Raw genomic sequence first — 20,375 nt, forward strand, 5'->3', positions numbered from 1 at the left:
ACTCAACTGAGTTTTGAGTGCCATATTCTGATCCATGGATTGATCCGGCACCCGATGTGCACTGAAATATCTTGTTTCAACTGGCTGTTCGGATTCATTAAATATGCCTACAATTGGCTTGCCTCAACTCAACAGGAGCCATGATGAAGCCGACAAGACGCGACTACTGTCAGTTTCTGATCTCCACCCAGACCAACTATACCCAAACCTACTTCGCCGACCATCACCCGCATTTCTCGCATGACGCCATCAACCGTTACCTGCAAGACGAAAACATAACGCCTGCCATCGTCTGGGAGCAGGTGGAGAAATCCATCGAACCTGATCCGAACGCTTTCTTGCTGTTCGACGACAGCGTCTCGGACAAGAACCACTCCCATGCGATCGAGCTGGTGCGGCGGCAGTACAGCGGCAATGCCCATGGCCTGATCAAGGGCATCGGTGTGGTCAACTGCTTGTACGTCAACCCCCGCAGCGGTCGCTACTGGATCATCGACTGGCGAGTGTTCGCCCCGCAGGTGGACCACAAGACCAAGCTCCAGCACGTCCAGGAGATGTTCGACGAGGCCATGACGGGCAAGAAGCTGCCATTCCGCGTGGTGCTGATGGACTCCTGGTACGCCACCAAGGAGCTGATGGTGCACATCCATCGTGCGGGCAAGATCTTCTACTGCCCGCTCAAGAGCAATCGCCTGGTCGATGACAGTCAGGCGCAGGCGCCCTATCAGGCCGTCAGTGAGTTGCAGTGGAGCGACCAAGGCGCCGCGCACGGCAAGCTCGTCAAGGTGAACAAGTTTCCAGGCAGCCTCAAGGTCAAGCTGTTTCGGGTGGCGACGGGAAACGGTCGCACGGAATGGGTGGTGACCAATGATCTGGAACAGACTTCGGTGGACGACACGCGAGAGATCTGCGCGATCAGGTGGAAGATCGAGCAGTATCACCGGGAGGTCAAGCAGGTGCTGGGCATGGAGAAATGCCAGTGTCGATCTGCCAGGGCGCAGAGGAATCACATTGCCTGTGTCATCTTGGCGTGGAACCATCTGTCCGCGCTGGCCAGAGACATGAGGACGAATATCTACAGCATCAAGAAGGCGATGATGTCGAATTACATGCGGCAGGAAATAGCTCGACCGTCAGTGCCGATGGCGTACATTTGAGATGGCTACAAAAGTCCAAGCTCTGTGCTAACTGAGTTCAACTTGCGTAAGTCCTAAAATTGAATCAATTGGGCCTTTGGTCACGAAAGCGGAAGTTGGACGGCTTGGCGAGAATGGTTTTAGATCCGATGCGGCGAAAAGGCTTAATGTCCAAGGGCAAGGTGTTGGTTTGTTTAATGCAAAAAGACTTGCTAAATTGTTGGGTGCAACGATTGATTTTCGACCGGGAACAAAAGTTTTGTTTGATAGTTCTGGGGTGCCATTTGCATCTTTCTCTGTTTTAATAAATTTTCCGGATTCGCCTTTATAGGGTATTTGACTGAATTGATCGTTTTTCTGTGGCATCTGAGCATCGCCTTGGGGCTCAGCAGCGATCGGTTTATGTATTCAGCTGCGTGAAGAAAGCCAATGCCAGCGAGCAAAAGCAATACCGTCAAGCGAACGCTTGACCTGAAGAATCCCCCTCCGCTCACCGACGCGCAGAAAGCGCGGCTGGCCGCCGTGGCCGCCATGCCAGATGAACAGATCGACTACACCGACGCCCCGCACCTGCCCGATGCGGTCTGGGCCAAGGCGGGCGAGCTTCCGGGCGTCAAGCAGCAGATCACGCTGCGCATCGATGCCGACGTGCTGGACTTCTTCAAGCACACCGGCCGGCGCTACCAGACGCGCATCAATGCCGTGCTGCGCGCCTATGTGGACGCGCACAAGACGCACACACAGGCGAAGTAGGGCAGCCGGTCAGCGCCTGAGCACCGGCTTGAGCGCCACCCCCGTGTGACGCTTGCTCTTCACCACGGCTTGCCCGCTGCCCTCCGTCATCCTGGACGAAGCCACTCCTTCTTCAGAGGGATGGGCCGGACAAATCACGCCGCAGTACATTGGGCATCTTCTCCCGGAGGTCCGACCCCATGACGACCATTCAAATCGAGCTGCCCGATGCGACTGCCCAAGCAGCCCGTGCCGCCGGATTGCTGACGCCGCAGGCGCTGGAGCGGCTGCTCATCGAAGCCATTCGCCGACAGCAGGCGGCCGATGCGTTGCTGTCGATCGCCGATCGCGTGGCCGATGCCGGTGTCGAGCCGATGTCGATGGACGACCTCAACGCCGAACGCAAAGCCGCACGCGCAGACCGGCAGCAGCAACGTGCGGGCCGTCATTGACACCAATGTCCTGATCGCCGGGCTGTTGTGGCGCGGTGCGCCACACGCCTTGCTGGCGCAGGTTCGTCGCTCGGTACTTCATCTGGTCAGCAGCCCTGCGCTGTTGGTGGAACTGGCCGATGTGCTGGACCGCCCGAAATTCCTGAGCATCCTGGGCCGAGCGAGTACCACACCAGCCCAATTGCTGACCGAATTGCGCCAACTGGTCGAGGTGGTCGAGCCTGTGCCACTCGATCCGCCCGTCTGCCGCGACCCGGATGACGACGAGGTGCTCGCCGTGGCGAGCACGGCACGGGTGGAACTCATCGTGTCCGGAGATCAGGATCTGCTGGTGCTCGGGCAGTTTCGGGGTATTCCGATCGTCAGTCCGGTTGAGGCGCTGCAACGGATCAGCGCTTGAGCACCGGCCTGAGCGCCACCCCCGTGTGACTCTTGCTCTTCACCACAGCTTCCGGGGTACCGGTGACGACAACCTGCCCGCCGCCCGAGCCCCCCTCCGGCCCCAGATCAATCACCCAATCCGCCTCCGCGATCACATCCAGGTCATGCTCGATGACCACCACGCTGTGCCCGCCGTCCACCAGCCGGTGCAGCACGCGGATGAGCTTCTCCACATCCGCCATGTGCAGCCCCACCGTCGGCTCGTCGAGCACGTACAGCGTGTGCGGCGCCCGCTGCCCGCGCCGGGTCACGTCGTCGCGGACCTTGCTCAGCTCGGTCACCAGCTTGATGCGCTGCGCCTCGCCGCCGGACAGCGTGGGTGAGGGCTGGCCGAGCGTCAGGTAGCCCAGCCCCACGTCCTGGAGCAACTGCAGCGGGTGGGCGATGCTGGGCATGGCGGCGAAGAAGGCCACCGCCTCGTCCACCTCCATCTGCAGCACGTCGCCGATGCTCTTGCCCCGCCACGTCACGGCCAGCGTCTCGGTGTTGAACCGCGCCCCCCCGCACAGGTCGCACGGCACCTTCACGTCCGGCAGGAACGCCATCTCGATCGTGCGCAGCCCCTGGCCCTCGCAGCCGGGGCAGCGTCCGTCGCCGGTGTTGAAGCTGAAGCGCCCGGCGGCGTAGCCCCGCGCCTTGGCCTCCAGCGTCTCGGTGAAGAGCTTGCGGATCGTGTCCCAGAAGCCGATGTAGGTCGCCGGGCACGAGCGCGGCGTCTTGCCGATCGGCGTCTGATCGACTTCGAGCACCCGGTCGACATTGCTCCAGCCCTCCAGCCCGGTGCAGCCGACCCAGGCCGGGCGCTCGCCCGCCTTCTTCCCCGCGAGCTTGTGCGCCACGATCGCCTGCACGTTGGCCAGGAGCACGTCGCGCGCCAGCGTCGATTTGCCCGACCCCGACACCCCCGTCACCGCCACCAGCCGCGCCAGCGGCACCTCCACGTCCACGCCCTTCAGGTTGTGCAGCGACGCCCCGCGCAGCGTCAGCGCCGGCCCGTCCGGCTCGACCGGGCGGCGCGGGCGAGTGGGGTGCTTCAGCGGGGCGTTGAGGTAGCGGCCGGTGATCGAGTCCGGGTTGAGCCGGAGCTGTTCGGCGGTGCCCTCGGCCATGATCCGGCCGCCGCGCTTGCCGGCGCCGGGGCCGATGTCGATGATGTGGTCGGCGCGGCGGATGGTGTCTTCGTCGTGTTCGACCACCACCAGCGTGTTGCCGGCGCTGCCGAGCTTGTGCAGCGCGTCGAGCAGGATGCGGTTGTCGCGCGGGTGCAGGCCGATGGTCGGCTCGTCGAGCACGTAGCACACGCCCTGCAGGTTGCTGCCGAGCTGCGCGGCGAGCCGGATGCGCTGCGCCTCGCCGCCGGAGAGCGTCGGCGCGGCGCGGTCCAGCGTCAGGTAGCCCAGGCCCACGTCGCCGAGGAAGCTCAGCCGGTTGCGGATCTCGACCACCACGTCGCGGGCGATCGCCGACTCGCGGCCGTCGAGCTTGTGCGCCTCGATCCAGCGCCGGCCGTCGTCCACCGACTTGGCCGCCACCTCCGCGATCGACGCTTCGCGGAAGCGCACCGCCCGCGACACCGGGTTCAGCCGCGCCCCCGCGCAGGCGCCGCAGGTCTTGTCCTCCGCCAGCCCCTCGACCTCCGGCTCGGCGAACGTCTTCTCGCGGCCCTTGTCGCCGTCGTCCTTCACGCTGTCGTCGAGCGCCTTGCGCTGCTCGCCGGAGAGCTGTAGGCCGGTGCCGACGCACTCCGGGCACCAGCCGTGCTTGCTGTTGTAGCTGAACATGCGCGGGTCCAGCTCGGGGTAGCTGGTGCCGCAGCTCGGACAGGCACGCTTGGTGGAGAACACCTTGGCCTTGCTGCGGAACGCGGTGGACAGGAACCCCGCCGCCAGCGACAGGGACAGCGACTTGGCCGTCAGCGCCGACTTCAGCGGCGTCAGCAGGTGCAGTACGCCCTTGCCGTGGTCCAGCGCCTCGGCCAGCGCGGCGCGCAGCCGCGCCTCGTTCGACACGTCCACCAGCAGGTCGGCGACCGGCAGCTCGATCGTGTGCTCCTTGTAGCGGTCGAGCTTGGGCCAGGCGTCGGTCGGCAGGAACTCGCCGTCCACCCGCAGGTGCGCATAGCCCTTGCCCTTGGCCCACTTGGCGAGGTCGGTGTAGACGCCCTTGCGCCCGATCACCAGCGGCGCGAGCAGGCCGATGTGCTGGCCCCGGTGGTCGCGCAGCAGTTGCGCGGCGATCGACTCGGGCGTCTGCGGCTGCACGGCGACCCAGTCCTCGGGCGGGGCGTGGAAGTCGCTGCAGCTCGGGCAGAACTGCGTGCCGAGCTTGACGTAGAGCAGGCGCAGGAAGTGCCAGACCTCGGTGGTTGTGGCGACGGTGCTCTTGCGCCCGCCGCGCGACAGCCGCTGCTCGATGGCCACGGTCGGCGGAATGCCCCAGACGGCATCGACCTCGGGGCGTCCAGCCGGCTGCACGATGCTGCGCGCGTAGGCGTTCAGGCTCTCCAGGTAGCGGCGCTGGCCCTCGTTGAACAGGATGTCGAAGGCCAGCGTCGATTTACCGGAGCCGGACACGCCGGTGACGACGGTGAACTGGCCGCGCGGGATGTTGACGGACAGACCCTTGAGGTTGTGCTCGCGGGCGTTGACGATCTGGATGCAGTCGTCGTGCGCCTGGCGGGTACGGTCGCGGCGGGCCTTGATGAGGGTCTGCAGCGGCACGCCTTCCTCGACACGCAGCCCGCCGTGGCCGAGCGCGGTTTCGTACTCACGCAGCGCCTTGCCGGTGTGGCTGGTCGCATGCGCCCGCAGGTCGTCCGGCGTGCCCTCGGCCACCAGCTCGCCGCCCGCCTCGCCGCCTTCCGGCCCGAGATCGACGATCCAGTCGCTGGCGCGCACCACGTCGAGGTTGTGCTCGATCACCAGCAGGCTGTGCCCGGCCTCCAGCAGCTTGCGGAATGCCCGCATCAGCTTGGCGATGTCGTCGAAGTGCAGGCCGGTGGTCGGCTCGTCGAACAGGAACAGCGTGCCCTTCTTGGCCAGCTTCTGCTTGCTGGCGCTGGCGCTCTTGGCGGCCTCGGCCAGGAAGCCGGCGAGCTTGAGCCGCTGCGCCTCGCCGCCCGAGAGCGTGGGCACCGGCTGGCCGAGCTTGACGTAATCGAGGCCCACATCGGCCAGCGGCTGCAAGGCCCGCACCACCTCGCGGTCCTGCGCGAACAGCCGCACCGCGTCGGCTACGGTCAGCTCCAGCACGTCGGCGATGGACATCTCCTTGCCAAGCCGCTCGATCTTCACCTCGCGCAGCTCGGCGCGGTAGCGCGTGCCGTCGCAGTCCGGGCAGCGCAGGTACACGTCGCTGAGGAACTGCATCTCGACATGCTCGAAGCCCGAGCCGCCGCAGGTCGGGCAGCGGCCGTCGCCGGCGTTGAAGCTGAACATGCCGGCGGTGTAGCTGCGCTGCTGCGCGGCGGGCAGCGCGGCGAACAGTTCGCGGATCGTGTCGAAGGCGCCGACGTAGCTGGCGGGGTTCGAGCGCGCCGTCTTGCCGATCGGGCTTTGATCGACGAACACGGCGTCGCTCAGCCAGTCCGCGCCGAGCAGGCGGTCGTGTTCACCGGGCGACTCGGTGGCCTGCCCGAAATGCCGCGCCAGCGCCGGGTAGAGCACGTCCTGGATCAGCGTCGACTTGCCCGAACCGCTCACGCCGGTGACGCAGACCAGCCGCTGCAGCGGGAATTCGGCGGTGACGTTGCGCAGGTTGTGTTCGCGCGCACCTTCGAGCACGAGGCGCGGCGTGCTCGGCAGCACCGGGCGCGCCAGCCCCAGGCCGATCGTGCGCCGCGCGCCGAGGTAGGCGCCGGTCAGCGTCTCGGCGCCTTTCAGGTCGTCGGGCGTGCCATCGAAGACGATGCGCCCGCCCTGCGTGCCGGGGCCGGGGCCGAGGTCGATGATGCGGTCGGCGGCGAGCATCACGGCCGGGTCATGTTCGACCACCACCAGCGTGTTGCCCGCGTCGCGCAGCCGCGCCATCGCCTGGTTGATGCGGTCCATGTCGCGCGGGTGCAGGCCGATCGACGGCTCGTCCAGCACGAACAGCGTGTTCACCAGCGAGGTGCCGAGCGCGGTTGTCAGGTTGATGCGCTGCACCTCGCCGCCGGAGAGCGTGCGGCTCTGCCGGTCCAGCGACAGGTAGCCCAGGCCCACGTCGCAGAGGTATTTCAGCCGCGTGCGGATCTCGTCGAGCAGCAGCTCCAGCGCGTCGTCCAGCATCTGCGACGGCAGCTCCAGCCCGTCGAAGAAGCGCCGCATCCGCTCGATCGACAGCAGCATCAGGTCGTGCAGGCTCAGGCCGGGCAGGGCTTCGAGCTGCGCCCGCGACCACTGCGCGCCCACCGGCAGAAAGCGCTTGGCCGGCGGCAGCGCCAGATCCGCCTGCGGCTTCTCGCCGAGGCGCCACAGCAGCGATTCCAGCTTCAGCCGCGCCCCGCCACAGACGCCGCAGGGCGTGTAGCTGCGGTACTTCGACAAGAGCACGCGGATGTGCATCTTGTAGGCCTTGCTCTCCAGGTAGTCGAAGAAGCGCCGGATGCCGTACCACTGCTTGCTCCACTCGCCCTTCCAGTCCGGCGAGCCGTCGAGCACCCAGGCCTGCTGCGCCGGGCTCAACTGATTCCACGCCGTGTCGCGCGGGATGCCGGCGTCGCCCGCGTACTTGAGCAGGTCGTCCTGGCATTCCTTCCACGCCGGCGTCTGCAGCGGCTTGATGGCGCCGCTGCGCAGCGTCTTGCGCTGGTCCGGGATGACGAGGCCGAAGTCCACGCCGATCACCCGCCCGAAGCCGCGGCAGGTCTCGCAGGCGCCAAACGCCGAGTTGAACGAGAACATCGACGGCTGCGGCGCGCTGTAGCGGCGGTCGGATTCGGGGCAGTGCAGGCCGCTGCTGTAGCGCCAGATTTCGGCGCTGTCGTCTGCGCCGGCGTACACGTTGCAGCGCCCGCCACCGCGCTTGAGCGCCGTCTCCAGCGCCTCGTTGACGCGGATCGCCTCGGCGTTGCTGAACCGGAACCGGTCCGCCACGACATCGAGCACCTTGCGCGGCCCGGTCGGCGTGGCGACCTCGCGCTCGGCCTGCACACGGGTGTAGCCGCTGGCGGCCAGCCATTGTTCGATCTCGGCGGGCGTGGTGGAGGCGGGTAGCTCCACCGGGAAGGTGATGACCAGCCGCGGATCGCCGGCCGCCTCGCTGCGCGCCTTCAGGTCGGCGCGGATGCTCTGCGGATCGTCCTCGCGCACGGGCTGTGCGGTGTCCTGGTCGAAGAGCTGCGCGGCGCGGGCGAACAGCAGCTTCAGGTGGTCGTTCAGCTCCGTCATCGTGCCGACCGTGGAGCGGCTGGTGCGCACCGGGTTGGTCTGGTCGATGGCGATGGCCGGCGGCACGCCTTCGACCGCATCGACCGCCGGGCGGTCCATCCGGTCGAGGAACTGCCGCGCGTAGGCGGAGAAGGTCTCGACGTAGCGCCGCTGGCCTTCGGCGTAGAGCGTGTCGAACACCAGCGACGACTTGCCCGACCCGCTCGGGCCGGTGACGACCGTCAGCTCCCCCGTGCGGATGTCGAGGTCGAGGTTCTTGAGGTTGTGCTGGCGGGCGCCACGGATTCGGATCAGGCCGGTCATCAGAATGCTCTCGCGGGGCGAAAGCGGAACATTCTAGGGACGCGGCCCTCCGGTGCGTCAGTCCGGGACTTTGAGCGTCAATCCCGTCATGACGATCTGGTCCCCCGCCACCGGCGCCGTGGCGATCGCCGGCACGTTGGCGGCCGTGAGCGCCGTCGCGCTGGTGGCGCGCGGCGTGGTGCGCACGACCTGGCTGACCGGCAAGGCGGCGCCGGTACTCAGGTGGCTCCACATCGCGTTCAGCGCCTGGTTCAGGTACGGGTGCAGCGGCACGGCCCGCGTGTCGTAGCCGAGCAGCGCGCCGAAGGCGATGAAGGTGTCGAAGTGCTGCGCGTTGGTCACCTCGATGTAGCGCACCTTGGCGGCGTCGGCGGCGCTGTCGGTGAGCTGGTTCTTGCCGAAGTAGGCGCGGGCGGTGTGGTTCACCGGCAGCAATGTGTCGCTGCGGCCGGCGACGATGATCGTCGGCTTGCTGCGCAGCTTGGCCGTCAGTTGCACTTCGTTCACCCCGGCGATCACGCGGTCGGACTGCGCCTTGAGCGTGCCGGTGAGCGCTGCGCCTGTGGCCTCGTCCTTGCCGGTGACCAGCGAGCGCATGCACAGCGCGCCGTCGAGCGCGAAGTCGGCGGTGTTGCTGGTGGGCGAGACGGCCAGGAAGTCGAGCTTGGCGCCGCCGACCGAGCGGTCATAGACGAGGTTGGCGATGCCGGTGATCGGCGGCACGCCATTGCCGCTGGCGAACACGCCGGCCTGCGTCGCAGGGACTTGCGCGGCGACATCGCCGATGGCGGTCGTGTTCGCCATGCTGAAGCCGCACACGCTGTCGGTGACGCTGAAGCGGCCGTAGGTGTTGACGTAGGTGACGACGATCGAGTTCGTGGCGAAGCGGAAGTGCGACTGGTGGAAGAAGTTGGTTTCCGCCTGCCAGCCATAGGCGTTGAGCTTGGCTAGCGCGGCGTCGGCCTGCTCGGCCAGCGTGGCGCCGGTCAGCAGCCCGCGGGCGGCGAGGGCGGCGCAGCGGTTCTGGGCTGCGGTGGTGAAGGCCGCCGGCCAGAACGCGGCGGCGAGTGCCTGGCTCGCCTGCGTGGACAGCGCGGCGCAGGGCTGGTAGACGTTGGCGTAGGTGAAGTAGTCGATCAGCGGCTTGCTGTGCGTGGCGACATTGGCCGCGCCTTGCTGGATCGTCAGGCCGGTGTTGGCGCCGGGCTGGGCGTTCGGCTCCGACACGGCGACGCCGTCGATCAGGCCCTCGGTGTCCTGCTCGGCCGCGGCCAGCGCGGCGCCGCCGCCGTTCGACACCGACGAGGCGATGACGACGGTGTTGCCGGGCACGATGGTGCGGACCTTCTTGCTGGCGTCGGCGGCGGTGGCGGTGCCGTAGCGCTCGTTGAGGACGTAGAAGGCCAGCCGCACGGCGTCGAGTGTGTTCTTGCCCCAGTCCTTCTCGGGGTTCTGCTGCGAGTGGGCGTGCTTGTAGGCGACGCGGTTGGGTGTGGCGGTGTTGAAGGCGGCCACGTCGGAGGCCGCGGCGGCCGACTGGAAGATCGCCTGCGTGCCGGCGGTGGCGGCGTTCAGCATCGTGCCGTCGCGGGCCATGACGGCACCGCTGGTCAGGTCGTGCAGGCCGTTGCCCGAACCCTTGTCGGTGTAGGCGACCGCGCAGCCGCGCTTCAGGCCCCATTCGCCGGCCGTCCCGATGGCGCCGTAGACGCCGCGCGAGCCAGACGAGGTGGCGGTGACGATGCAGGGTTTCTTCGCGTCGAAGCTGTCGGGCACCTGGACCATCAGCGTGACGTTCTGCTTGCCCGTGCCGTCATCGACGGTGGCGATGTACTCGCGGCCGGCGATCTTGCCTTCACCCAGCGTGTCACCGCCGTTCAGGTCGATGTTCGGGCCATAGAGCACGCCCATGCCACCGGCGGCGGTGTAGTCGACCAGCGCGCGGTAGTTGTTGTAGATGGCGTTGCGGCGCAGCTCGGACGCGGTCGGCGTGGCGGGTGTGGCGTAGGCGGGTGCGGCACCCATCAGGCCGGTCTTGCCGAGGCCGGCGGTGAGCAGGTCGTCGGTCGTGCCGTCGTACACCTTCTCGACGACGGCACCGGAGAGACCGGCGGGCAAGGTGTTGACGTCCTCGCTGCTGGAGGCGCAGCCGCCGAGAACCAGGGCGGTCAGTGCGGCGGCGGCGATGGGGGTGCGTTTCGGGATCGACAGGATCGACGGGGTCGGCTTGTGCATTGGTATCTCCCACGAAAGGGTGCCCGGTCGGGACGCCGGGTGGGGACATCCTTGCCTTCCGGGTCGATTCACACCATGCCGAAATCCCCTGAACCAGCGTAAACCCCGAGTCGATCCTGGTGCGACCGTGGCGTGGCGCGGGGGATCATTGCACCAAGGTGGTGAGCGGGTTGAGCGCCGCAAGGTCCATCGGCTCGAAACGGCTGAAGCGCAGATCCTCCAGGATCCTGCGGCCGGCCGGATCAGCGTCCATGCCGCACAGCACGGCGCGCACTTCGTCGAGGCGTCCGGCCAGTGTGGGGCCGACGCAGAAGCAGTGCGAGGCGGTCTGGCTTTCGGTGGCGGCGACGATCTCCAGCGCGTCGCGGGTCGAGGCGCTCAGGCCGTGCCAGGTCTCGTTGAACACGAAGCCGACATCGGCCTGGCCCGCCAGCACCGCCTGTGCCGCCTTGAGGTGGTTGCCCGCCATCTGGAAACTGCAGTCGGCCAGGGGCACCTGCAGCTGGTTCAGCAGCGTCAGGCCGAGGAAATGCACGATCAGCTTGTCGGTGGCGGAGGCAACCTTCAGCGGCCGCGTGGCCGGCAATCCGACGCCGCGGCGCGCGACCAGCATCGTCTCGTCGAAGACCCCGGCCGGCCGGGCGACTGGCACGAACCCCAGTTTCTGCTGGTACTTCAGCGCGCTGAACGGGTTGGCGTAGACCAGGTCATAGCCCCCGGCCAGCACCCGTTCGCGCTCGACATTGAAGTTGTCGAAGGGATCGAAGCGCATCGCCAGACCCAGTTTGCGCTGCAGGTAGGTGTTGAGCAGAAACCAGCCGGCAAGGTTCTTGGCGGTGTCATGCGGACAGACGGACAGTTGGTAGCGGGTGGACATCGTGTGGAGCAGCAGGTCTGGGGATGGCGTCGATTCTCCGCAGCCGGGCTGACGCCGAAGGCCCGGAGACCCACGGAACTTCGGGGTTTCTCTTCACCCCATCAGCGCACAGGGCACGGACCAGAGCAGCTGCCCCGGCTGTTGTCCGTGGGGTTCGACCGTGATGCAGGTCAGCGAGGCCTTCTTCACGCGCACGATCGGGTGCGTGCTGCCCAGCAGGCGGCTGATCAGGTCGGAGAGGTCTGGCTCGTGGCCGACCAGCCAGAGCGAGTCGGCGTCCGCGGTGGCGCCGCTGTTGGCGCTGACCACCTCGCGCAGTTCGGCCAGTGCATGCAGCACCGGGGTGCCGAGCCGCAGCCAGTCGACGACCTGCGGGCGCGGACAGTCGGGCAGGTGCTGGCTGAAGTGGGTGGCCGTCTCGACGGCGCGCACCAGCGGGCTGCTGAGCAGGCGCTGCGGCTGTAGTCCCTGGCGCTCGCAGAAGCGGGCCACGGCACGCGCCTGGCCGAGGCCTTTTTCCGTGAGGGTGCGCTCGGCGTCGGGGATCGGCAGGTGCCGGTCCTGTGCGGTGGCGTGGCGGAGGAAGTAGAGGCGGGTGATCACGGTGGGCATTGTGATCCGGGCGTGGGGTGCCGGGAGGGAAGCTGTTGGAATCCGGCTCCGCGTCGCGTGGGGTCTGAACCTGGCGCTCTCTGCACCTCAGCCCGCGGCGATGGGATCGTCAGATTCCAACAGCGCCACCGTCAGCGCGCCGCACGGGGCGTGCGCTGCGCAGTCGTTGTCGTTGCCCGGTGTGTCCCGGGACAACATGGAATGCATTGACGCACGACGCCGCGCAGCGCAAGTAACCAGATCTGGCCAGTACCTTGGTCGGGTTTGGTGTTGCCGGTGGACTGGAATGGCTCCAGCGGCCTGAAAAACGTGAAGATTGCCCATTTATTGGCAGGGTTCCCCATGATCCGGGGGTTCCGTTGCAAGTGCTTTCGATGCGTACGGTAACAAACCTGCACCGGATCGTCACACAGTCGCGGGGTGTTCCTCCGGGCTGTCGATGCGGTCGGCGAGGACTGCGCCGGTGTAGCCGTGCTCGGGGTGGGGCACCAGGCGGATCCGGCCCCCATGGGCCCAGACCGCGTCCACGCCGTCGCGCCAGAAGCCCCGTGGCATCGACGGCATCGGTTGCGTGCAGACCAGCACACCGGCTCCATCGTCCGGCGTGCTGCGGGTCTCGATCGCCGCGCCCAGGCAGCGGCATTGCACTTCGCCCCGCACATTCGGCAGGGTCGGCAGGCCGCCGACGAAGGCGCCGGCGATGTCGGTGCTGCCGACGATGGTGGTGATCCAGATCGGCTGGCCGTTCACCGGTGGCAGCTGTTCCCACAGCCAGTCGTGGCACGCCGGTGCCAGCGGCGTGCCAGCCGAGCCGACAGCCCGCAGCGCGGACAGGTCGGTGGTGCGGCCCAGGTCGATGTCGGCCTGCATCACCCCGGTGTGGAAGGCGGCGCTGGCGCCGAAGAAGGTCACCCCGGTCTCTCCGACGAACTGCCACAGGCGTGTCCAGTCGGGCGCCTCGGTGCTGCCGGCCGGGTGGCCGTCGAAGAGGCAGAGCGTGGTGCCGCCGAGCAGTCCGCCGATCTGCAGGTTCCACATCACCCGGCCGGTGGACGAGGTCCAGTGGAAGCGGTCGCCGGTGTCGACCGAGGCGCCGAGGTTGTTGTGCAGGGTGTTGAGCTTGAGCATCTCCAGCACGACGCCGCCATGGCCATGGACGATGGGCTCGGGCCGGCTGGAGGCGCCGTTGGCGTAGACGATCCACAGCGGGTGGTCGAAGGGCAGCCACTCGGGCTCGAAGTCCGGGTCGCCGGCCAGCATCGGGCGCAGGTCATAGGCGCGCCGACCAGGGCGGGCGAACTCGTCGACCTCGGCATCCTTGTCGAGACAGGGCCAGATCACCACATGCCCGACGCTGGGCAGGCCGTCGAGCAGGGCGTGGACGAGCGGCAGGCGGTCATGGTCGCGACCGCCGTGGGTGGTGCCGTCGCAGGCGATCAGCACCTTGGGCGCGATCTGGCGGAAGCGGGCGAGCACGGCCGGTGCCTCCATGTCCGGCGAACACACCGACCAGACCGCCCCCAGGCTCGCGCAGGCCAGGAAGGCGACCACCGTCTGCGGCGCATTGGGCAGGTAGGCGGCGACCCGGTCATGGCGCTGCACCCCCATGCCGCGCAGCGCGACCGCCAGCGACGCGACCTCGCGGCGCAGCTCCGGCCAGCTCAGCGACAGCGTGCGGCCGGCGTCCTGCAGCTGCTCGTTGCGGAACAGGATGGCGGGCAGGTCGGCACCGTGTGCGGCGTCGGCGTGGCGGAAGACCTGGCGCGCGTAGTTCAGTTGCGTGCCGGGGAACCAGACGGCGTCGGGCGTGCGGGATTCGGCCAGGGCACGGGTCGGTGGCGTGGGCGACTCGATCTCGAAGTAGTCCCAGATGGACTGCCAGAAACCGTCCAGATCGGTGACCGACCAGTGCCACAGCGCGTCGTAGGTGTCGAAGCTGCGCTGGCGGTTCAGCCGCAGCCAGCGGAGGTAGCGGGAGATCTGCGGCTCGTGGGGCGCCATCATGTTGGATCCAGTATTCGGCTGCGATGCAGCTGTTACAGCAAAAGATGCCAACTTTTTATCAGAAATGGCGCCTTGCCGGCTATTTGGGTGCAGTTGCCCCTGGCCTGTCGATGTCGAGATAGGACCACCAGTTCAGCCAGAACGGTGCCCGCCGGTAGCCGATGACCTGCGGATGGGTCAGGTCGGTGATGAGCCGGTGCACATGGAAACGGTAGGGTGCGTAAGCCAGCATCAGCCGGTTGGCCTCGCGGAAAGCGGCCAGCCGCTCGGGGCCATCGGGCAGGGCGGTGATGCGCTCGTAGACTCGGTCGAATGCCGGCAAGCGGAACCTGGCCATGTTGCCCTGGCCCGCCGAGGGACCATAGCCGCTCTCCAGTGCCCCCTGCCCATCGGGCGAGCCCGCACTCGACCCGACCCGCCACAGCATGAACTTGCCGGCGCGGGTCGACTTGAGGTTCTCGCTCCACTGGCCGACCTTCAGCTCGATCTTCAGCCCGAGCGTGTCCATGTTCTTCTTGTAGATCTCGTCGAGCTGGCGGCTGGTCTGGTCGGCCTGCGTCAGCACGACGATGGTCAGCTTCGATCCGTCCGGCCGCTCGCGCCAGCCGTCGCCGTCGCGGTCCACATAGCCCCAGGTGTCGAGCAGCGCGCGGGCGCGGGCGGGCTGGTATTCGCCGATCTCGGTGCGCAGGGCGGGGTCATGGCCGTAGGTGCCGGGCTGGATGCCGGCCTGCGCGGGCATGGCTTCGCCGCGGCGGCCGAGGCGGATCTCGCGCTTGATGTCGAGCCCCAGGCTGATCGCGCGGCGCAGCGCGACCTGCTGCGGTGCCAGCCCGCCGATCACCGGGTCTTCCATGTTGAACACCGACATCGTCACGTCCGAGCCGGCGATGCGGTATTTGCGGATGCCCTTCTTCGCGAGGTGGGGCGCGAGTTCGCCTTTCACCAAGGCCTGCGGGATGTAGTCGGCGGGCACACGCTCCAGCAAGTCCTGCTCGCCGTTGAGGAAGGCGAGCCAGCGCGGCTGTGACTCCTCGATGATCGACACCTCCACGCGGTCGAGCATGGGGATGCGCCGGCCCTTGAAGCGGGCGAGCAGCGCGTGGCCCTCCACGTCGTCCGCATTGGGCGTGGCGTCGTAGAAGCGCTCGCGGTAGCCGGTGAACCGCTCCATGACGATCATCGAGCTGCGCCGCCACTCGGCCAGCCGGAACGGGCCGGTGCCGATGGGGTGCTCCATGATCTTGTCGCCGTAGTGCTCGACGACTTCGCGCGCCATCGCCTCCATGCCGGCCAGCGTGTAGAGGAAGCGCGGGCGCGATTCGCGCAGGCGAAAGCGCAGCGTGTAGCGGTCCAGCGCCTGCGCGCCTTCCACGGGCTGGTTGTAGTCGAATGGCTTCTTGGACTGGATCGCCGCGTCGCGCAGCGCCTGCAGGCCGAGGATGCCCTGCTCCTCCAGCGAGGTGTGGCCGGGGCTCTTGGTGGCGGGGTCGTAGTAGCGCTTGAGGGTGTAGACGTAGTCCTCGGCGGTCAGCTCGCGCGGCTTGCCCTTGAAGGCCGGGTCGTCGTGGAACAGGATGCCGGGGCGGATCTTCAGCGTGAACGTACGGTGGTCGTCGGCGATCTCGGGCATCGCCACCGCCGTGCAGGGCCGGATCAGGAACGGCCGCGCCAGGTGGTCGTACTCCAGCAGCGTCTCGAAGATGTGCGCGGCGATGGTGCGCGAGTAGATGTCGCTGAGCTGCACCGGGTCGAAGCCGGTCTCGGCCGCGTTGAAGGCGTAGCGCAGCACCTTCTTCGGTCCGGTGGCCGTGCCGGACTCGGCGGCGTGCAGCCAGTCCGGTGCGGCCATCAGGCCGGTGCCCGCCGCAGCGGCGGTCAGCAGATCACGTCGCGTCGGGTGCACAGGCATCTCCTCGGTGGGGGTCCGGTCAGCCGCGCGCGGCGTTGATCTGGTCGCGGGTGGCCATCGCCACGCGGCGGGCCGCCTCGGCGAAGTCCTCGCCCCGGCTGGCGTAGAGCACGGCGCGCGAGCTGTTGACGACGATGGTGCCGGTGTCGGTCAGGCCTGCCTTCACCGTCGCCTCGGCGTCGCCGCCCTGCGCGCCGACGCCGGGGATCAGCAGCGGCAGCGTCGGCGCGATGGCGCGCACGCGGGCGATCTCTGCGGGGAAGGTGGCGCCGACGACCAGCCCGATCTGGCCGGTGCTGTTCCATTCGGTCTGCGCGAGGTGCGCCAGGTGCTCGAACAGGCGTGGCTGGCCCGGCACGTCGGCCAGGCGCTGCATCTGCCAGTCGTTGCCGCCGGGGTTCGAGGTGCGGCACAGCAGGATCACGCCCTTGTCGGCGTAGGCCAGGAAGGGGTCGATCGTGTCGCGGCCCATGAACGGCGACAGCGTGACGGCATCCGCCCGGTAGCGCACGAAGGCTTCGCGGGCGTACTGCTCGGCGGTCGAGCCGATGTCGCCGCGCTTGGCGTCGAGGATCACGGGCACGTCGGGCGCGACCGCCTTCATGTGCGCCATCAGCTGTTCGAGCTGGTCCTCGGCGCGGTGTGCGGCGAAGTAGGCGATCTGCGGCTTGAAGGCGCAGACGAGGTCTTTCGTCGCATCGACGATGGCGGCGCAGAAGTCGTAGATCTTCGACGCATCACCCGCCCAGGCGCCGGGGAACTTCGACGGCTCGGGGTCGAGGCCGACGCAGAGGAGGGAGTGGTTCTGGCGCGTGGCGCGGGCGAGGTGGGTGGTGAAGGTCATGGTGCGGAAGTGGTGTGCGTGTCAGTCGGCTGGTCAGTCGATCGGACAGAAGAGGCGTGTCTTGGCGACCCAGTCGGTGCAGAGCTTGCGAAAGGACCGGCTGCGGTCGAAGGCCGTTTCCAGGTCCATGCGGGCCGACAGGGCCGGCTGGTCCGTCACGGGGTGATAGCCGCTGCGGTCGGTCTTGCGCAGGGCCAGCCAGCCTTTGGCATTGCGGGGTTGTTCGGCGTCTGTCCTGGCATCCTCGGCCGAGATGCGCAGGCTGCGGTGGCCATCCAGTGAAGCCGCTGCCGCGATGAACCAGGCTTCGTATTCACGGTTGGCCAGCACCACGGCCACGGGCCGGTGGGGAACGACCTGCTGCGCGCGCTCGCGCAATTGCTCGCCGAGCGCCTTCGGGCAGTCGTCGTCCGCATCCAGCAGCACCAGAATCCAGCCGGACTCGCCGCATTTGCTGGCCGCCAGTTGCAGGTGGCGGCTGAATTCCTGCGGTCTGTTCACCAGACTCATGCGGGGCACGCGGATGGGCGCGAGGATCTGCACCGGACAGTCCGGTGTTTGCCACTGGCCGATGCGGCGCAGCAGGATCGGCAGGGCATGCACCTCGCCATCGCCTTCGACGATGGCACAGACCTTGACGGTCACGGTGCGATCTCGCCGAACAGCGAGGCCTGGCGCTGCTGGGCCAGCAAGCTGTCGGGATCGGGCGTCAACTGGTTCAGGCGCAGAAGCTCACCCGCCGAGAACAGGTGCTGCTTCATCGCGTCCCTGGAGCTGGCATCCAGCGGCGCGATGCGGGTCTCGCTGCCTTCCGCGACGACGGCCCTCACGGTGTCTGCGTCCAGATCCGGGTCGTCCATCAGGTCCGGGCTGTGGCTGGTGACGATGATCTGTGTGCGCTGGGACGCGCGGTTCAGGGCCTCACGCAAGGCCCGGCTGGCGGCGGGATGCAGGGCGGTCTCTGGCTCCTCGATGCCGATCAGCGTCGGCGCATGGTCCGGGTTCCCCTGGAACAGCGCGGTCAGCACGCCCAGTGCCCGCAGCGTACCGTCCGACATGTTCTGCGCCGTGAAGCGCCAGGGATGCTTGGCACCGGCCATGCTCTGGCGGAACTCCAGCGTCTCCATCGGGCCGATCTGCTTGCGCTCGACGCCCTCGATCATCGGCACGACGATCTGCAGGTACTCCTGGATCCGGGCCAGCGAGTCCGGCGAGGTGCGCTCTAGGTGGCCGATCACGCTGGCGATGTTTTCACCCACCGGTTTGAGCAGCCGCCCGTCCTGCGGCTTCTGCGGGTCACGCATCACCTTGGGATTCAGGTTGTAGAAGCCCATGCCGGTCAAGGCGTCGAACACCGGACGAAAGGCCTTCAGTCCGGACAGCGACACCAGCGCGAGCCGGTCCGAGGTGATGGCGGGAAAGAAGTCCTCGCTGCTGGCCTTGATGCGACCACGTTCGATCTCGAAATGGGGGCCGTGGCCCTTGCCGCCGAGTGAGCATTCCTCGTTCTGGACTTCGTAGCCGCGGTCTGCGAGCGTGCCGACGTTGAAGGCGTAGTGCCCGGTCTGGCCATCCCGCAAGCGAAACTCCAGCCGGATGCCGAAGTTCGTGGGGTGGCCGCTGGATCGACGCCGCACTTCCGACAGCCCACCGCGCTCGTTCAGTGCAATGTCCAGCGAGCCGGTCAAGGCATCCCTGACCAGGTGCATCGCATCCAGGAAATTGCTCTTGCCCGACCCGTTGGCCCCGACCAGGTAGGTCAGCGCACCCAGTCGGACATCGCAATATCCGATGCTGCGGTAGTTGCGCAGCACCACACGGGTCAGGAAGATCGAGGCGGTCATGGGCGTCGATTGTGATGCCGGAGCGTGGCGCCGTGTCAGCCGCCGATGCGCCGCGCCAGCGCCGTCGCCATCCCCGTGTAGCTCCCCGGCGTCATCGCCAGCAGCCGGTCCTTCTCGTGCTGCGGCAGGTCCAGCGCCGCGACGAATCCGCGCATCAGCTCGGCCGTCATCGGCTGGCCGCGCGTGAACTTCTTCAGTTGCTCATACGGCTCGGGCAGGCTGTAGCGGCGCATCACCGTCTGGATCGGCTCGGCCAGCACTTCCCACGCATCGTCGAGGTCCGCCGCCAGCGCCGCCGCGTTCAGCTCCAGCTTGTCCAGACCGCGCAGCAGGCTGTCATAGCCCAGCAGCGCATAACCCAGCGCCACGCCCATGTTGCGCAGCACGGTCGAGTCCGTCAGATCCCGCTGCCAGCGGCTCACCGGCAGCTTCTGCGCCAGGTGCGTCAGCAGCGCGCTGGCCAGGCCGAAGTTGCCCTCGGCGTTCTCGAAGTCGATCGGGTTGACCTTGTGCGGCATGGTGGACGAGCCGACCTCGCCCTCCTTGGTCTTCTGCTTGAAGAAGCCCAGCGAGATGTAGCCCCACACGTCGCGCGCCCAGTCGATCAGGATCGTGTCCACGCGGGTGAAGGCGTCGAACAGCTCGGCCATGTAGTCGTGCGGCTCGATCTGGATGGTGTACGGGTTGAAGGTCAGCCCGAGCGGGCCTTCGATGACGTGGCGGCTGAACGCCTCCCAGTCGTGCTCGGGGTAGGCCGACAGGTGCGCGTTGTAGTTGCCCACCGCGCCGTTCATCTTGGCCAGCAGCTTCACGCCGGCGATGCGGGCACGGGCGTTCTGCAGGCGCGCCACGACGTTGGCGATCTCCTTGCCGACGGTCGTCGGGCTGGCGGTCTGGCCGTGGGTGCGGCTGAGCATGGGCACGGCGGCGAACTGCTGCGCCTGCGCGGTCATCTTGGCGATCACCTTGTCCAGCATCGGCAGCATCACCTCGTCGCGCGCGCTCTTGAGCATCAGCGCGTGGCTGGTGTTGTTGATGTCCTCGCTGGTGCAGGCGAAGTGGACGAACTCGCCCATGCGCTCCAGCTCGGCGTGGCCCTGGATGCGGCGCTTGATCCAGTACTCGACCGCCTTCACGTCATGGTTGGTGGTCTTCTCGATGTCCTTGATCGCCTGCGCGTCCTCTTCCTTGAAGTGGATGACCAGCGAGCGCAGCAGGCCGCGCGCGGCTTCGGACAGCGCGGGGAACTCGGCGAACCCGGCGTCCGACAGCGCGATGAACCACTCGATCTCCACCTGCACGCGGCGGTGCATCAGGCCGAACTCGCTCAGCAGCGGGCGCAGGGCGGCCACCTTGCCGGCGTAGCGGCCGTCGAGTGGCGACAGGGCGGTGAGTGCGGACAGGGGAAGGCTGGTGTTGTGCATGGCAGGCAGTTCTGAGGTCGGAGTGCAACGGGCGATTGTAGTTTTGCCCCACCTGTTCTTCGGGTGCAGGCCCACCAGGGATGGCGCGACGTCCGGGTGCGGGTGTTCAGGGGCGGCGACGGCTTGGTCATGTTGTGTGAAATAAATCACGGTAAGTGCACATTGGTACTTTTACGTTTTTTCACATGCC

At 67.6% G+C, this 20,375-nt stretch carries 15 protein-coding genes; 4 read left to right on the forward strand and 11 right to left on the reverse strand.

Features of this window, described 5'->3' with window-relative positions; genetic code table 11:
* The first annotated feature begins 143 nt into the window (after nucleotides 1-143).
* Nucleotides 144-1,157 (forward strand): IS701 family transposase, encoded by a 1,014-nt coding sequence (locus U5O44_RS01400; protein ID WP_322586630.1) that lies wholly within the window; start codon nucleotides 144-146, stop codon nucleotides 1,155-1,157.
* Nucleotides 1,158-1,184: 27 nt separating this feature from the next.
* Here the strand turns inward: U5O44_RS01400 and U5O44_RS01405 are convergent, their stop codons facing one another.
* Complete coding sequence (locus tag U5O44_RS01405) at nucleotides 1,185-1,502, reverse strand: hypothetical protein (protein ID WP_322586677.1); 318 nt, start codon at nucleotides 1,500-1,502, stop codon at nucleotides 1,185-1,187.
* Between the two features lie 63 nt (nucleotides 1,503-1,565).
* On the opposite strand from U5O44_RS01405, the gene U5O44_RS01410 reads away from it, so the two are divergent.
* The 3 genes from U5O44_RS01410 (at nucleotide 1,566) to U5O44_RS01420 (ending at nucleotide 2,720) form a co-directional block, all read left to right on the forward strand.
* Complete coding sequence (locus U5O44_RS01410) at nucleotides 1,566-1,889, forward strand: BrnA antitoxin family protein (protein ID WP_322586678.1); 324 nt, start codon at nucleotides 1,566-1,568, stop codon at nucleotides 1,887-1,889.
* 179 nt (nucleotides 1,890-2,068) lie between these two features.
* The gene (locus tag U5O44_RS01415) at nucleotides 2,069-2,320 is read left to right on the forward strand and encodes a hypothetical protein (RefSeq protein ID WP_322586679.1); all 252 of its coding nucleotides are present in this window, start codon (nucleotides 2,069-2,071) and stop codon (nucleotides 2,318-2,320) included.
* The gene (locus tag U5O44_RS01420) at nucleotides 2,226-2,720 is read left to right on the forward strand and encodes a putative toxin-antitoxin system toxin component, PIN family (protein ID WP_322586680.1); all 495 of its coding nucleotides are present in this window, start codon (nucleotides 2,226-2,228) and stop codon (nucleotides 2,718-2,720) included. The genes U5O44_RS01415 and U5O44_RS01420 overlap by 95 nt, the downstream gene beginning before the upstream one ends.
* Here the strand turns inward: U5O44_RS01420 and uvrA are convergent.
* The 10 genes from uvrA to purB form a co-directional block, all read right to left on the reverse strand.
* Nucleotides 2,710-8,433 carry an excinuclease ABC subunit UvrA gene (gene uvrA, locus U5O44_RS01425; RefSeq protein WP_416222104.1) on the reverse strand — a complete coding sequence of 1,908 codons (5,724 nt, stop codon included), beginning with the start codon at nucleotides 8,431-8,433 and terminating at the stop codon, nucleotides 2,710-2,712. The two genes, U5O44_RS01420 and uvrA, sit on opposite strands and share 11 nt — an antisense overlap.
* A 57-nt stretch (nucleotides 8,434-8,490) precedes the next feature.
* Nucleotides 8,491-10,668: a 3-hydroxybutyrate oligomer hydrolase family protein gene (locus tag U5O44_RS01430; RefSeq protein ID WP_322586681.1), complete on the reverse strand. Its 2,178-nt coding sequence runs from the start codon at nucleotides 10,666-10,668 to the stop codon at nucleotides 8,491-8,493.
* Between the two features lie 145 nt (nucleotides 10,669-10,813).
* On the reverse strand, nucleotides 10,814-11,545 hold the full coding sequence (locus tag U5O44_RS01435) for a PhnD/SsuA/transferrin family substrate-binding protein (protein ID WP_322586682.1): 732 nt from the start codon (nucleotides 11,543-11,545) through the stop codon (nucleotides 10,814-10,816).
* Between the two features lie 93 nt (nucleotides 11,546-11,638).
* Nucleotides 11,639-12,148, reverse strand: coding sequence for a SixA phosphatase family protein (locus U5O44_RS01440; protein ID WP_322586683.1), 510 nt, complete (start codon nucleotides 12,146-12,148; stop codon nucleotides 11,639-11,641).
* Between the two features lie 414 nt (nucleotides 12,149-12,562).
* Nucleotides 12,563-14,161: an AMP-binding protein gene (locus U5O44_RS01445; RefSeq protein WP_322586684.1), complete on the reverse strand. Its 1,599-nt coding sequence runs from the start codon at nucleotides 14,159-14,161 to the stop codon at nucleotides 12,563-12,565.
* A 79-nt stretch (nucleotides 14,162-14,240) separates the two neighbouring features.
* Nucleotides 14,241-16,073, reverse strand: a complete 1,833-nt coding sequence (locus U5O44_RS01450; RefSeq protein WP_416222105.1) for an ABC transporter substrate-binding protein — start codon at nucleotides 16,071-16,073, stop codon at nucleotides 14,241-14,243.
* Between the two features lie 19 nt (nucleotides 16,074-16,092).
* Nucleotides 16,093-16,917 (reverse strand): orotidine-5'-phosphate decarboxylase, encoded by an 825-nt coding sequence (gene pyrF / locus U5O44_RS01455; RefSeq protein ID WP_322586686.1) that lies wholly within the window; start codon nucleotides 16,915-16,917, stop codon nucleotides 16,093-16,095.
* A 33-nt stretch (nucleotides 16,918-16,950) separates the two neighbouring features.
* The gene (locus U5O44_RS01460) at nucleotides 16,951-17,562 is read right to left on the reverse strand and encodes a DUF4276 family protein (protein WP_322586687.1); all 612 of its coding nucleotides are present in this window, start codon (nucleotides 17,560-17,562) and stop codon (nucleotides 16,951-16,953) included.
* Nucleotides 17,559-18,761, reverse strand: a complete 1,203-nt coding sequence (locus U5O44_RS01465) for an AAA family ATPase (RefSeq protein WP_322586688.1) — start codon at nucleotides 18,759-18,761, stop codon at nucleotides 17,559-17,561. The genes U5O44_RS01460 and U5O44_RS01465 overlap by 4 nt, the downstream gene beginning before the upstream one ends.
* 35 nt (nucleotides 18,762-18,796) lie before the next feature.
* The gene (gene purB, locus U5O44_RS01470; RefSeq protein ID WP_322586689.1) at nucleotides 18,797-20,185 is read right to left on the reverse strand and encodes an adenylosuccinate lyase; all 1,389 of its coding nucleotides are present in this window, start codon (nucleotides 20,183-20,185) and stop codon (nucleotides 18,797-18,799) included.
* Nucleotides 20,186-20,375: the final 190 nt, after the last annotated feature.

This window comes from Sphaerotilus sp. (assembly GCF_034519685.1).
In the GTDB taxonomy this organism is placed as follows: domain Bacteria; phylum Pseudomonadota; class Gammaproteobacteria; order Burkholderiales; family Burkholderiaceae_C; genus Sphaerotilus.

Bases quoted from the DNA above. Each gene is read 5' to 3' on its own strand.
- U5O44_RS01400 (WP_322586630.1), top strand. From the start codon at position 144: ATGAAGCCGACAAGACGCGACTACTGTCAGTTTCTGATCTCCACCCAG.
- U5O44_RS01405 (WP_322586677.1), bottom strand. From the start codon at position 1,502: ATGCCACAGAAAAACGATCAATTCAGTCAAATACCCTATAAAGGCGAA.
- U5O44_RS01410 (WP_322586678.1), top strand. From the start codon at position 1,566: ATGCCAGCGAGCAAAAGCAATACCGTCAAGCGAACGCTTGACCTGAAG.
- U5O44_RS01415 (WP_322586679.1), top strand. From the start codon at position 2,069: ATGACGACCATTCAAATCGAGCTGCCCGATGCGACTGCCCAAGCAGCC.
- U5O44_RS01420 (WP_322586680.1), top strand. From the start codon at position 2,226: ATGCCGGTGTCGAGCCGATGTCGATGGACGACCTCAACGCCGAACGCA.
- uvrA (WP_416222104.1), bottom strand. From the start codon at position 8,433: ATGACCGGCCTGATCCGAATCCGTGGCGCCCGCCAGCACAACCTCAAG.
- U5O44_RS01430 (WP_322586681.1), bottom strand. From the start codon at position 10,668: ATGCACAAGCCGACCCCGTCGATCCTGTCGATCCCGAAACGCACCCCC.
- U5O44_RS01435 (WP_322586682.1), bottom strand. From the start codon at position 11,545: ATGTCCACCCGCTACCAACTGTCCGTCTGTCCGCATGACACCGCCAAG.
- U5O44_RS01445 (WP_322586684.1), bottom strand. From the start codon at position 14,161: ATGATGGCGCCCCACGAGCCGCAGATCTCCCGCTACCTCCGCTGGCTG.
- U5O44_RS01450 (WP_416222105.1), bottom strand. From the start codon at position 16,073: ATGCCTGTGCACCCGACGCGACGTGATCTGCTGACCGCCGCTGCGGCG.
- pyrF (WP_322586686.1), bottom strand. From the start codon at position 16,917: ATGACCTTCACCACCCACCTCGCCCGCGCCACGCGCCAGAACCACTCC.
- U5O44_RS01465 (WP_322586688.1), bottom strand. From the start codon at position 18,761: ATGACCGCCTCGATCTTCCTGACCCGTGTGGTGCTGCGCAACTACCGC.
- purB (WP_322586689.1), bottom strand. From the start codon at position 20,185: ATGCACAACACCAGCCTTCCCCTGTCCGCACTCACCGCCCTGTCGCCA.